The organism is Massilia sp. Masssp94 (genome assembly GCF_059491305.1).
In genome coordinates, this window is record NZ_CP168501.1 from 3098803 (window position 1) to 3113089 (window position 14287).

The following is a 14287-nucleotide window of genomic DNA, read 5'->3' on the forward strand; positions in this document are numbered from 1 at the left end:
CCCGCAACGGCATGCATCCTCACCCGGTTTGCCACTCTTCGACGGATGGCGGACGCGGGCCCGACGACCCTGCGAGCCCCGCCTGCAGCATGGCCAGCATGTCCGCCGGCGACAGGCGCGCGGCGACGTCCGTCCCTTCCAGCAGGCTGTCGGCCAGGTCGCGCTTGTGGCGGTGCAGGTCGACGATGCCTTCCTCGATCGTGTGGCGCGCGACCAGCCGGTAGATCGTCACGGGCCGCTGCTGGCCCATGCGGTGCGCGCGGTCGCTGGCCTGGTCTTCCACGGCCGGATTCCACCACGGGTCCATGTGGATGACGTAATCGGCCGCCGTCAGGTTGATGCCGACGCCGCCCGCCTTCAGCGAGATCAGGAACAGGTCGCCGTCTCCGGCCTGGAACGCATCCACGCGGCGCTTCCGTTCCTGCATTGGAGTGCTCCCGTCGAGGTACTGGTAGCGGATGCCGCGCTCGTCCAGATGCTTGCGGATCAGCGTGAGGTGGTCGACGAACTGGCTGAACACGAGCGCCTTGTGGCGGTTTTCCAGCAATTCATCCGCGAGGCGCGCGAACGTCTCCAGCTTGCTGCTGCGGATGCCGCTCTCCGGCGCGACGAGCGCGGGATTGCAGCACGCGCGGCGCAGCTTCATCATCTCGGCCAGGATCTGGATCTGTTTCTGCGATTGCGGTGCCTCCAGTGCGGCGATGCGTTCGAGCGCTTCGCGCCGCAGCGATTCGTACAGCGCCGTCTCTTCTTCCGACAGCTGCACCGGCAGATTGACCTCCGTGCGCGGCGGCAGTTCGGACAGCACCTGCGCCTTCGTGCGGCGCAGGATGAACGGCTGCGTGAGGCGGCGCAGGCGCGTGCGCGCCGCCAGTTCCGCGCGCTTGTCCGATGCCTTTTCGATCGGGCCGGAGAAGCGCAGCTGGAACTGGTCGCTTGTCCCGAGCAGGCCCGGATTGATGAAGCGGAACAGGTTCCACAACTCGCCCAGGTGATTCTCCAGCGGCGTGCCGGTGGCGACCATTTTGAAATCGCCCGTGAGCGCCATCACGGCGGCCGAGCGGCGCGTGTACGCGTTCTTGATGGCCTGCGCTTCATCGAGCACGATCGTGTGCCAGCGGATGCCGTCGAACAGCGCGGACTCCAGCTGCAGCAGGCCGTAGCTGGCGACGATCACGTCGAACGGTCCAGCGTCCTTCAGCATCGCGGCGCGGTCGCCGGGCCCGAACAGCTTCACGTTCAGCGTCGGCGCGAAGCGCTCCGCTTCCGCCAGCCAGTTCGTCGCGACGGACGTCGGTGCCACGACGAGCGTCGGCCCGCCCGGCGCGCGCGACAGGATCAGCGCCAGCGCTTGTAACGTCTTGCCGAGGCCCATGTCGTCCGCGAGGCAGGCGCCGACGCCCCAGTGCGCAAGGCGCGACAGCCATTCGAAGCCTTCGACCTGGTAATCGCGCAGCTCCGCCTGCAAGGTGTTCGGCAACTGCGGCCGGTATTCGGCGTTCTCCTGCATGTGCTTCAGGTGCGCGCGCCACGCTTTATCCGCGTCGACGCCGCCCGCTTCCAGCGCCATCTCTTCCAGCGCGAAGCTGGCGAGCGGGTGGAAGCGCAGCGCCTCCTGGTCCGCATCGCTGTAGGCAGAGAGATCCATCAGGCGGCGGTGCAGCTCGTGCGTGAGCGCGAGAAACTGGTTGTCGCCGAGGGCAATGAAACGGTCCTCGCGCACGCGTGCGAGCAGCTCGCGCAGGTCCATCACCTTGTTCTCGTCGACCTGCACTTCGCCGTTCGCGGCGAACCAGTCCTTGTCGCGCCGGATCTGGAGGCGCACGGACTTCGACGTGATCTTCTTCGACACGCGGAACGATTCGCCCTCGGGCCACGCGACGACGACCTTCGCTGCATCCAGTTCCTGCAGCTGGACGACGAGTTCCAGGCAGTGGATCGGCGCCGCGAGCAGCCATTCGCCATGCTCGTCTTCCGCGTGCTCCAGCGCCGGCAGGTCGGCCAGCAGCTGGCGTTCGGCCTCGCGTTCGGCATTCAGGTCGCGGCGCGCTTCCGTGCGCACGCCGCCCACGTCGGCGATCACGCTTTCCGCGCCGTCGCCCGGGCGGAAGTAGGGGCCCGCATCGGGCAGCGGCCGCACCATCACCTGGATGCGCAGGCCCTGCTGGTAAGGCAGCAGGTTGATGTGCAGGCGCGGATCGGCCGTCACTTGCTCGATGTCCGCCGCGCTGCCGCCGATATCCGACTGCACGGTGACGATGGACGAGATGGCGCTGATCGCCTGCAGCACGCGCTTCTCCGCTTCCAGCGGCACTTCGAGCCCGTCGCCGACGATGGCGCCGATGCGCCGGTGCTCGTCTTTTACCCGCACGATGCGCAATCTCGTCGGCGTCTCCTTCGTGACGACGACCTCGCCCTGCTGCTCGCGCAAGGGTGGCACCAGCGTGATCATGACCTTGCCGCCGCCGGCGCGCACGACCAGTTGCGGCTCGCCCGGCAGCAGTTCGATGCGCGTGCCCGGCGCATCCATCCAGAACAGCAGCGGGTGGCCGGCCAGCGCGGCCACGGCCTTGTCCAGGTCGAATTCGTAGCGCGTGCCCGTGCCGCTGTAGTAGCGGTAGGCGCCGATGCTGCTGGCGACCTGCACGTCCTGCGCGGTCAGGAAGTCCAGCTCCGCCGCCTCTTCCGCGAGACGCTTGAGGCCCAGCGGACGGCCGCGCGTCCAGCCGCCCTGCACGTCGCGCTTCTGTTCTCTCGGTTCGATGGCGCGGATGCCGAGGTGCGCGTCCCAGCTCACGAGCCACGCGAGTCGCGATTCCTTCACCACCTCCACGTTCACGGCGGGCTGCAGGTTGATGAGGGCGTTCAGCTGGCGCTCCCACGGCTGCTCGCGCTCGAACCACAGCGCGAGGTCGACGAAGCGGTGCCGCTGGCGCAGCGCGATCGCCTGCTTGTCGATGCCGACCATGCCCAGCTGCCCCAGCACGGACGCGATCTGCGCCGCGATGAAGTCGAAGCCCGCTTTCCCCGCTTCTTCGAACTGCTGTTCCAGCATGGCGCGCTGGTCCGCCAGCTGCGGCATGCCGAGCCACCAGTGCAGCAGGGCGCGGAACATCACGGGTTGCAGGCTCGTCTCCCAGTTGCGCGACGGGAGCACCTCCGCATCGACCGTGCCGCCGCGGATCTGGCGCAGCATCGACAACTGCTGGTACACGGCCGTATCGTGGCTTTGCACGGCGCGCGTGGCGCTGTCCAGATACGACTCCACGGCCTTCGCATGCCTGGTGTCGGCGCTCCTCAGCAGCGCCGTCACGTACAGATGGCCGCCGATGCCCTCGAAGATGGCCTTGCGTTTGCCCGTCTCGCGCCGCAGCGCTTTCAACGCCTTGTCGAAGCCGGCCAGCGCGGGTTCCGTGTCGCCGCGCAGCAGTTGCAGCACGCTGCGGTAGTACAGCGTGGCGGATTCGTCGAGGTCGACGAGCAGGTCGGCCGCCGCGTCGAGGCGCCCGCACAGGATCAGGTGCTCCGCCAGGGCCGTGCGCAGCGCCATCGATGCGCCGCCCTGTGCCACATGGTCTTCCGCATACGCGCGGATCGCGGGCGCGCTGGCCGGCTCGCGCTGCACGTGGTTGACGAGGACCGCGAGCACGTCGTCGCGTACAAGCCCGTTGATGCGCTCCATCAGGTCCGGCTCGAACGGCCGCGCGCAGATGTCGACGAGCGGATGCAGGTACGCCGCTTCGTGGCAGCGCAGGCACGCGGCCAGCAGCGGCGCGACGGCTTTCGGGCCATCGCCGGCGAGCAGGGCGAAACGCAGCAGCGCGACGCCCTGGCGGTAGCTGCGCAGCATGGGCGTGCCCTGCCAGTCCACGCGCAGCGGCGTCACCTGCTGGTAGACCTCGCGCAGCTCGTTGAGCCGGCGCGTGCGCAGCGCCCACTGGATGGCGGGCCAGGCGACATCGGCGGCGATCGTGTAGCCGCGCGACGGCAACTCGCCGACCAGGCCATCGGCGCGCAGGCGCTCCATCGGCTCGGCCAGTTTTTGCTCGCCCGCGCTGGCCTCCAGCGGCGCCAGGTGTTCGTGGATGCGCCGCCGTCCCATCGGCTCGCCGGCCAGCGCCAGCAGCGCGAGGATCAGCTTGCGTTGCTCGTCGCAGGCTTCCACGACCGCGTGTAACACCTCATCGCTCATGCAGGGAGATTCTCGATCTCGACGGCTGGCAGGCTTTCGGGGACGGGGATGCCGAACACGCGCAGATAAAAATACAGCTCCGCTTCCAGCGTGCGCACGATGCTGTCCGCCTTGCGGAAGCCGTGGCCCTCGCCGGCCAGCGTGATGTATGCGACGGGCACGCCGCGCGCGCGCAGCGCGGACACCATCACTTCGGATTGCGGCGGCGGCACGACCTTGTCGTCGAGACCCTGGAAGAAGATCATCGGCCGGTGCAGTTTATCGGTGTGGTTGATCGGCGAGCGCTCGGCGTAGACGCGGTCGGCGCTTTCCTTCGGCGCGATCAGGTATTCGTTGTAGTGCGATTCGAACTTGTGCGAATCCGCGTCCAGGCCTTTTAGATCGGACACGCCGTAGTAGCTGGCGCCGGCCTTGAACACGTCGTGGAAGGCGAGGGCGCACAGGGTCGTCAGGCCGCCCGCGCTGCCGCCGCGGATCACGAGGCGCTCGCGGTCGACGAGATCGTTGTCGACGAGGTGCTGGGCACCCGCGACGCAATCCTCGACGTCGACCACGCCCCATTGACCCTTCAGCAGGTCGCGGTAGGCGCGGCCGAAGCCCGTGCTGCCGCCATAGTTCACGTCCAGCACGGCGATGCCGCGGCTCGTCCAGAACTGCGTGGCCAGTTTGAGCGTGCTGGCCGCCATGCTCGTGGGGCCGCCGTGGCCGATCACCATCAGCGGCGGCAGTTCGCCCGGCTGCGGCGCGAAATCCCTGTTCGTGGGCGGGTAGAAGAACGCGTACGCCGTTCTCCCATTCATACTCGGGTAGCGGATGCTTTGCGGGACCGACAGATAGCTCACGTCGGGCAGCTGCTCGATCGAGCGCGCGAGCACGTCGCGCCGGCCGGTCGCGAGATCGATGCACGCGATTTCCGCCGCCAGCGTGGGCGCGCCGCCCAGCAGCGCCACCGTGTCGCCTTCGATCTTCAGTTCGCTGATCTGTTCGTAAGGCGTGGCGATGGGTGTGAGGTGGCCACTGCGCGCATCGAGGCGTGCCAGCTTGCTCACGCCATCTTCGATGAACGTGCAGACGATTTCCGTGGCCGAGCGGAAGCCGTACATGCTGTTCCCGAAGACCCAGTGCGGGCCGCCGAATTCCGCCGCGCGCGGGCACACGGGATCCACGACGCCGTGCTCGTAGCGGTACAGGTTCCACCAGCCGCTGCGGTCGGACACGAAGTGGAGTGTCCCGTCCGGCGACCATTCCGGCTGCACGATCGCTTCGTCTGCCCCGCCGGCGATCAGGCGGCCGTCCAGCGGCGTGCCGTCGTCGCCGATCTCGGCCAGCCACAGTTCGGTGCCCTGCCACGGCATGCGCGGATGGTCCCAGCTCAGCCACGCGAGGTGTTTGCCGTCGGGGGAGATGCGCGGCGACGAATAAAAATCGTTGCCGTCGACGAGCGTGGTGACCGTGCCGTCAGCGCCGAGTGCACTCAGCGTGTTATCCGGATACGTGCCGCCGGCAGAGTGGTCTTCGCGCACGCCGATCAGGCGCCGGTGCGCGCGGTCCAGCACGAAGTCGGCCCAGCGCTCGCCGCCGCCCGCGCTGACGGGGATGGGCTCGCCGCTGCCCGCGCGGTCGAGGCGGTAGACGCGGTTGTCGGCGAAGTTCGAGAACCAGATGTGGCTGTCCGCGACGAGCGTGGCGCCGCCGCCGTACTCGTGCACGCGGGTGCGGACGTTGAACGGGGCCGGCGTCAGTTCGTCGACCTGGCCGCCGCGGCGGCGCAGCAGCGTGTTGCGGCCGCCTTCGCTGGCGCGGCCGGCCAGCCAGAACACGTCGCCGCCGTCGAGCAGCACCTGCGACAGCGGCGTGGCGCCGGCCGCGACGACGGCGGCGGTGATCGGGGAGGTCCAGGTGCCGCAGGGCGCGGCCTGTTTGCGGGTGGTGTCGGTCATGGTCGGTTCTGGAGACGGGCAGCGGGAAGACAGCCATTATAAGTGTCTGCCGCGCGGGGGTATGTCCACGCGGATGCGGTACGGGGGGCCAGTGATGCGATAATAGAGGTTTGCCCACTCAACCCGCGAACGGATTGTCAGCCATGCCACAATTTGCCCCGCTCCAGAACGACACCTTCCTGCGTGCGCTGCTGCGCCAGCCGACGGACTACACGCCGGTGTGGCTGATGCGCCAGGCGGGGCGCTACCTGCCGGAATACCGCGCCACGCGCGCGAAGGCCGGTTCGTTCCTGGGCCTGGCCAAGAATCCGGACTTCGCGACCGAAGTCACGCTGCAGCCGATCGACCGCTATCCGCTGGACGCGTCGATCCTGTTCTCCGACATCCTGACCGTGCCGGACGCAATGGGCCTGGGCCTGTATTTCGAGGATGGCGAAGGCCCGAAATTCGAGCGCACCGTGCGCACGGAAAGCGATGTCGCCGCCCTGCGCGTGCCCGACATGGCCTCGTTGCAGTACGTGTTCGATGCCGTGACGTCGATCCGCACGGCGCTGAACGGCCGCGTGCCGCTGATCGGCTTTTCCGGCAGCCCGTGGACCCTGGCCTGCTATATGGTGGAAGGCGGCGGCTCGCGCGAATTCCACACGATCAAGAAGATGCTGTATTCGCGTCCGGACCTGATGCACCGCATCCTGGAGATCAACGCGGAAGCCGTCGCGCAATACCTGAACGCCCAGATCGACGCGGGCGCGCAGGCCGTCATGATCTTCGACTCGTGGGGCGGCGCGCTGGCCGACGGCGCTTATCAACAGTTCTCGCTCGCGTACATGGAGAAGGTCGTCGCGAAGCTGCAGCGTGAAAAGGATGGCGTGCGCATCCCGGCCATCGTGTTCACGAAGGGCGGCGGCCTGTGGCTGGACGCCATGGCCGATATCGGCGCCGACGCGCTGGGCCTGGACTGGACCGTCAACCTGGGCCGCGCCCGCGCGCAGGTGGGCGACCGCGTCGCCCTGCAGGGCAACCTCGATCCGGCCATCCTGTTCGCCGGCCCGGACCAGATCCGCACCGAAGTGGAAAAGGCGTTGGCCAGCTACGGCACGCCGTCCGCGGGTCATGGCCACGTGTTCAACCTGGGCCACGGCATCTCGCAATTCACCCCGCCGGAATCCGTGACGGCGATGGTCGACGCGGTCCACGACTTCAGCCGCCGCCAGCGCGCCGCCTGATCGTTCCACAGCAGCCGTGCTGCATTTTGTGCAGCACGGTGGCAGGCAATCACACTTATTCACAAAAAATCGGATTCGATCAGCGTGGACTGTAGAAATGTACAGTGCCCGCCAAAATATGGTAAGTGATTGATTTTATTGGATTTAATGCTGGGCCAAGGGCGGCCTGGCGAGGTGCTCCCAGAGGAGTGACCAGTTATCCACCGAAGCTGTCAGCCTATTGTTCACAAAGTTATGCACAGGTTCTGTGAATAATCCGGAAAAGTGCTTGGTTTACCGTGGTTTACGAGTTTTCTTCAAGTGTTGTATCAAGAATTTGCTGCACTGCGCTCAAGTTTTTCACCGGAAAGGCACAGTTATGCACAGAAGCGCGCAAGCGATGGGATATTTCACCCGTTCAAAGTGGAAAATCGTAAGTCATTGAATTTATAGCGAAAATTTCAGACTTTATGTAGAGAATTTCCTAACGTTTTGATCTAGCGTAAACCTTCTCCACGGTCAACTTTTCCATTTTCCACAAAGTTTTCCACAGTTTTCCACAGCTTCTCGACAAGGTACCGGATTGTCCCACTGCATCCTGCAAATCGCGCTCGACACGCCGCTCGACAGCCTGTTCGACTACCGCTGGGCATGCGAACCCGGCAGCGAGCCGGAAGTCGGGCAACTGGCGCTCGTGAACTTCGGGCGGCGCGAGGCGGTCGGGCTGATCGTCGCGGTCAAGCACGAGACGGACGTCCCGGCCGACAAGCTGAAGGATGCGCTCGCCGTACGCAGCCAGTTGTCCCCGCTGCCGGAGCGGTGGATCGCGCTGGCGCGCTTCGCCGCCGCGTACTACCACCGGCCGCTGGGCGAGGTGGCGATGCCGGGCTTGCCGAAGAATCTGCGGCTGTCGACGACGGTGGCGCTGGACCGGGCGCTGAAAAAACTGAACAAGGTCGAAGACGCCCACGATCCCACGCCGGCCGATATGCCCGTCCTGAACGCGGCCCAGCAGCTGGCGGCGGATGCGATCGGCGGCGCGCAAGGATTCAGTCCGCTGCTGCTGTACGGGGTCACGGGCAGCGGCAAGACCGAGGTCTATCTGCAGGCGTGCGCCCAGGTACTCGCGCGCGATGAAGACGCGCAGATCCTGATCCTGGTCCCCGAGATCAACCTGACGCCGCAGCTGGAAGCGAACATCCGCGCACGCTTCCCCGGCGTGATGCTGGCCACGCTGCACAGCAGTCTCTCGGAAGGCGAGCGCATGCTGCACTGGCTCGCCGCGCACACGGGCCGCGCGCGCATCGTGCTCGGGACGCGGCTGGCGATCCTCGCGTCGCTGCCGAATCTGAAGATGATCGTGATCGACGAGGAGCACGACCCGTCGTACAAGCAGCAGGAAGGCCTGCGCTATTCGGCGCGCGACCTGGCCGTGTGGCGCGCGCGCCAACTGGGCATCCCCATCGTGCTGGGCTCCGCGACGCCGTCGCTGGAAAGCTGGCACCACGCGCAGACGGGCCGCTACCGCAGGCTCGAACTGCGCGAGCGCGCCGTGCGCGACGCCGTGCTCCCGCGCGTGAAACTCATCGACATGGAGCGCGACAAGCCGAAGGAGGGCCTCACGTCGGCGCTGATGCAGGCGCTGCGCCTGCGCATGGAACGGGGAGAACAGTCGCTGCTGTTCCTGAACCGGCGCGGCTATGCGCCCGTGCTGTGCTGCGAGGCGTGCGGCTGGATCAGCAACTGCACGCGCTGCACCGCGTTCATGGTCCTGCATCGTCCGGAGCGGCGGCTCCGCTGCCACCACTGCTCGCTCGAACTGCGTATTCCGCACGCGTGCCCGACCTGCGGCAACATCGATTTGCAGCCGCTGGGCCGCGGCACGCAGCGCATCGAGGAAGGCCTGCAGGCGCTGTTCCCGGACGCGCGCATCCTGCGCATCGACGCCGATTCCACGCGCCGCAAGGGCAGCGCGCAGGAGGCGTTCGACACGGTGCACCGGGGCGACGTCGACATCCTGATCGGCACGCAGATGGTCGCGAAGGGCCACGATTTCAAAAGGCTGACGCTCGTCGGCGTGCTGAATCCCGACACGGCGCTGTTCTCGCAGGACTACCGCGCCAGCGAGCGGCTGTTCGCGCAGCTGATGCAGGTCGCGGGCCGCGCCGGTCGCGCCGGACTGGAATCCGAGGTGCTGATCCAGTCGCGCTACTGCCAGCATCCGCTGTACGGCGCCGTGATGCGGCACGACTATGACCGCTTTGCCGGCAGCCTGCTGGAAGAGCGTCACCAGGCGGCGCTGCCGCCCTACATGTACCAGGCGCTGCTGCGTGCCGAGGCGCCCGAGCTGGCGACGGCGATCGAATTCCTCGGGGCGGCGCGCGACGCGGTGCCGTCGGACACGGTCGTCATCAACGAGCCGATCCCGATGACGATGACCCGCGTGCACAACGTCGATCGCGCGCAGCTGCTCGTCGAATCGAATTCGCGGCCGGCGCTGCAGGCGTTTTTGACCGAGTGGGTCGACGTGCTGCGGGCGATGAAGTCGCGGGTGCGGTGGTCGCTCGAGGTGGATCCGCTCGACATCTGAAATTACTCACGTCCAAGCCGAGTTCTTGAAAACAGCGTATCGTCACGCTCGTGAACTTCCCGGAGGTCAGATGAAAAAACTGAAGGTCGATGTCGCCGTGATCGGCGCCGGTACCGCCGGCCTCGTCGCCTACCGCGCCGCGAAGGCGCAGGGGGCGCGGACGGTGCTGATCGAACGCGGCGTGTACGGCACCACGTGCGCGCGCGTGGGCTGCATGCCCAGCAAACTCCTGATCGCGGCCGCCGAGGCTGCCCACATGCTGCACCTGGCCCCCCAGTTCGGCGTCCATCCCGGGACGACCCGCATCGACGGCGTCGCCGTGATGGAGCGCGTGCGGCGCGAACGCGACCGCTTCGTCGGCTTCGTGGTCGAAGGCGTCGACGCGATGCCGGATGAAGACAAGGTGCGCGGCCATGCCCGCTTCGTCGATCCGCACACGCTGCAGGTCGACGACCACACGGAGATCGACGCCCGCCGCATCGTCATCGCCACCGGGTCCAGCCCCACGCGCCTGCCGACGCTGGAAAACGTGGGCCCCGGCGTGATCACGAGCGACGACGTGTTTTACTGGAACGACCTGCCGCGGTCCGTGGCCGTGATCGGCACGGGCGTCATCGGCCTGGAAATCGGCCAGGCCCTCGCGCGGCTGGGCGTGCGCACGCGCGTGTATGCGCGCGGCGGCAGCGTGGCACAGTTGTCCGATCCGGTCGTGCTCAGGACGGCGTCGCGCGTGCTGTGCGAGGAACTCGACATCCATTTCCAGTCGCGCATCCTGAAAGCGGAACAGGACGGCGACGACGTCGTGCTGACGACGGGCCGCCATGACGAGGCGATCACGGAACGCTTTCAATATGTGCTGCAGGCGGCAGGCCGCACGCCGAACGTGCACGACCTGGGCCTGGAAAACGCCGGCATCGCGCTCGACGCCAGCGGCGTGCCGGTCTTCGACCCGCGCACCATGCAGTGCGGGAACAGCCACATCTTCATCGCGGGCGACGCCAACCAGGAGCGCCCCGTGCTGCCGGAAGCGGCCGACCACGGCAAGATCGCGGGCGACAATGCCGGCCGCTTCCCGGACATCCGCCCCGGCCTGCGCCGCGCGCCGCTGACGGCCGCGTTCACGGAACCGAACATCGTCACCTTGGGCGCCAGCTACAAGGCCCTGTGCGCGCCGGGCAAATCGAAGTTCGCGGTGGGGCAGGTGTCGTTCGAGAACCAGGGCCGCAGCCGCGTCATGTTGCAGAACAAGGGCATGCTGCGCGTGTACGGCGAATACCGCACGGGACGCTTCCTCGGCGCCGAGATGATCGCGCCGCGCGGCGAACACATCGGCCACCTGCTCGCCTGGGCCGTGCAGTCGCGCCTGACGGTGGACCAGATGCTGGAGATGCCGTTCTACCACCCCGTGATCGAGGAGGGCGTGCGCACGGCGTTGCGGGATCTCGCCGCCAATCTCGCGAAGGGAGAAAGCGATATCGATCCCGACTCGGTCGAGCCGGGAACCTGATCAGTTGAGCAGCGAAGCGTCCAGCTTCCCTTCGGACGCCAGCTGCCGCACGATCTTGATCGTATCGATGTCGGCTTCCTGATACGCCGACTTCTTGAAATCCTCGTACATGCGGCCCGTCTCGTCGGTCGCCGACGCATTGCCGTCGTCGTACAGGAAACGCACCCACAGCACACCTTCGGACGGCGCCTCGATGGTCATGGTCAGCAGCGACTGGGCAATATCTCCCTGCGCCGGCACTTCGTAGCGCACTTCGTGCAGCGGGTGCAGGACCACCTTGTCGTCGATGACGAGGTCGCCGTAGCGCAGGCGGCGCATGAAGCTGCCGCATTCGCGCTCGCTGATCGTGCATTCGTCCAGGTGCGGCACGAACATCTTCGGATCTTCGGCGCGCAGCACGAGGCCGCGCCACAGTTGTTCGCGTGTCATGGTGTCGGCCAGCGGATTCAGCGGGTCGTTAATCTCGATCAGGTGTTCAAATTTCATGTTGTATTCCTCGTTGGCGCTGCAAGGCCCATCTTAGCGTAAGCGGCGCAGGACCGATGCAAAAGGCACATGTGGAGGCGGCTTGCGGTTTACTCAAGCGGCGTCGTGGATTCGACACGAACGTTACGCATGAGCTCCCAGCTTCGCTACAATGCTGGGCTGTCCCCTCCAATATTTCCAATGTCCAACACCCCGAATTTCGGCCTGAACGGTCCGCAAAGCGAAGCCGTGCTCTATCTCGACGGTCCGTGCCTGGTGCTGGCGGGCGCCGGGTCGGGCAAGACGCGCGTCATTACGCAAAAGATCGCCTACATGATCGAGCACCGCGGCTACGACCCGCGCACGATCGCGGCGCTCACCTTCACGAACAAGGCCGCGCTCGAGATGCAGGAGCGTATCGCCAAGCTGCTCAAGCAACCCAAGCAGGCCAAGCAGCTGACGGTGTCCACGTTCCACTCGCTGGGCGTGAAAATCCTGCGCCAGGAAGCGGCCGGCGTTGGTTTGAAGGACAAGTTTTCCATCATGGACAGCGACGACTGCTACACCATCGTCTCCGACCTGGCCGTGACCACCGACAAGCAGGAAATCCGCCGCATCCAGAACGCCATCTCGCTGTGGAAGAACGGCCTCGTCGACCCCGAGGACGCGATCCGGGACGCACGCGACGAGGACGAGGCCCAGGCCGGCCGCATCTACCGCAGCTATGTCGCGACCCTGCAGGCCTACCAGGCCGTCGACTTCGACGACCTCATTCGCCTGCCGGTGGAATTGTTTCGCAATAACGAGCCGATCCGCGACCGCTGGCAGCGCCGCCTGCGCTACCTGCTGATGGACGAGTACCAGGACACCAATACCTGCCAATACGAACTGGTCAAACTGATGGTGACGGGACTGGGCAAGAAGCCGATGTTCACGGCCGTGGGCGACGACGACCAGGCGATCTATGCGTGGCGCGGCGCGTCGGTGGAAAACCTGCGCACGCTGCAGACGGACTTCCCCGACCTGAAAGTGATCAAGCTGGAGCAGAACTACCGCTCCACGACGCGCATCCTGCAGGCGGCCAACGCCGTCATCGGCAACAACCCGAAACTGTTCGAAAAATCGCTGTGGTCCGAGCACGGCTTGGGCGAGCCCATCAAGGTTCTCGGCATGCCGAACGACGAGACGGAAGCGGACCAGATCGCGATCATGATCTCGGCCGACCATTTCCAGCGCAAGAACAAATGGTCCGACTTCGCGATCCTGTACCGCGGCAACCACCAGGCCCGCGTGATCGAGCAGGCGCTGCGCAAGGAGCGCATCCCGTACACGATCTCGGGCGGCCAGAGCTTCTTCGACAAGGCCGAGATCAAGGACATCATCGCCTACCTGCGCCTGATCGCGAACCAGGACGACGACCCGGCCTTCATTCGCGCCATCACCACGCCCAAGCGCGGCGTCGGCATGACCACGCTGGAAAAGCTGGGCGAATTCTCGCGCCAGTGGAATTGCTCGCTGTTCGAGGCGGCGCGCAAGGGCGGCATCGAAGCGCTGCTGCAGGAGCGCCAGCTGTACCCGCTGCGCGAGTTCTGCCACTGGATCGACGAACTGGAATCGCGCGCCACGCGGCCCGGCCCGTCCGGCAGCGGAGACAATGCCGCCGAGCTCATCGACGACATGATGAAGGAGATGAATTACGAGCACTACCTGTACGAAAACTTCGACGACAGGGCCGCGCAGGGTAAATGGCAGAACGTGCTCGAGTTCCTGAACTGGCTGAAGGAGAGAGGCCGCGGCGGACGTGACCGCGACGGTGAAGAGAAAAACCTGCTGGAACTGACGCAGATGGTGGCGCTGATGTCCATGCTCGAGGGCCAGGACGAGGAGCCGGACGCCGTCCGCATGTCGACCCTGCACGCCTCCAAGGGCCTCGAGTATCCGCACGTCTACCTCGTCGGTTGCGAGGAGGGCATCCTGCCGCACAAGGGCGATCCGGACGACCCCGTCGAAAAGATCGCTGCCCGCATCCAGGAAGAACGGCGCCTGATGTACGTGGGCATCACGCGCGCCCAGCGCAGCCTGCACGTCACGTGGTGCAAGAAGCGCAAGCGGGCAGGCGAGCTCGTGCATTGCGAGCCGTCGCGCTTCATCAAGGAAATGGCACTCGACGTGGGCGATGCGCCGCCGAAGGAAAACGAAGTCCTCACGCCCAAGGAACGTCTTGCCAGCCTGAAGGCGTTGCTGGCCACGCCGAAAGTGTGACGTTCACCCGCAGGGGGTGCGCACGATTGAAATTCTTATTTGACTTCAACTGTTGCGCGGGAAATACTTTCATGAATCAATTTTCAAGCAGCAAGCATCGTTAATTTCATGGCTACCGTATCTGAC

At 66.1% G+C, this 14287-nt stretch carries 7 protein-coding genes; 4 read left to right on the forward strand and 3 right to left on the reverse strand.

What is annotated here, in order from left to right; translation table 11 throughout:
• Nucleotides 1-19: 19 nt before the first annotated feature.
• Nucleotides 20-4192, reverse strand: coding sequence for an SNF2-related protein (locus ACEN9G_RS13810; RefSeq protein WP_413337541.1), 4173 nt, complete (start codon nt 4190-4192; stop codon nt 20-22).
• Entirely contained in the window at nt 4189-6132 is a 1944-nt protein-coding gene (locus ACEN9G_RS13815) for a dipeptidyl-peptidase 5 (RefSeq protein WP_483126709.1), read from the reverse strand. Before ACEN9G_RS13815 ends, ACEN9G_RS13810 begins: the two co-directional genes overlap by 4 nt.
• A gap of 143 nt (nt 6133-6275) precedes the next feature.
• On the opposite strand from ACEN9G_RS13815, the gene hemE reads away from it, so the two are divergent.
• The 3 genes from hemE to ACEN9G_RS13830 all read left to right on the forward strand — a co-directional run bounded on the left by hemE (nt 6276) and on the right by ACEN9G_RS13830 (nt 11434).
• On the forward strand, nt 6276-7358 hold the full coding sequence (hemE, locus tag ACEN9G_RS13820) for a uroporphyrinogen decarboxylase (protein WP_413336815.1): 1083 nt from the start codon (nt 6276-6278) through the stop codon (nt 7356-7358).
• A 562-nt stretch (nt 7359-7920) separates the two neighbouring features.
• The gene (locus tag ACEN9G_RS13825) at nt 7921-9927 is read left to right on the forward strand and encodes a primosomal protein N' (protein WP_413336816.1); all 2007 of its coding nucleotides are present in this window, start codon (nt 7921-7923) and stop codon (nt 9925-9927) included.
• Nucleotides 9928-9997: 70 nt separating this feature from the next.
• Complete coding sequence (locus tag ACEN9G_RS13830; RefSeq protein ID WP_413336817.1) at nt 9998-11434, forward strand: dihydrolipoyl dehydrogenase; 1437 nt, start codon at nt 9998-10000, stop codon at nt 11432-11434.
• On the opposite strand, the gene ACEN9G_RS13835 is transcribed toward ACEN9G_RS13830, so the two are convergent.
• Nucleotides 11435-11920, reverse strand: coding sequence for an SRPBCC family protein (locus ACEN9G_RS13835; RefSeq protein WP_413336818.1), 486 nt, complete (start codon nt 11918-11920; stop codon nt 11435-11437).
• Nucleotides 11921-12100: 180 nt separating this feature from the next.
• On the opposite strand from ACEN9G_RS13835, the gene ACEN9G_RS13840 reads away from it, so the two are divergent.
• Nucleotides 12101-14161: a UvrD-helicase domain-containing protein gene (locus ACEN9G_RS13840; protein ID WP_413336819.1), complete on the forward strand. Its 2061-nt coding sequence runs from the start codon at nt 12101-12103 to the stop codon at nt 14159-14161.
• The last annotated feature ends 126 nt before the right edge of the window (nt 14162-14287 follow it).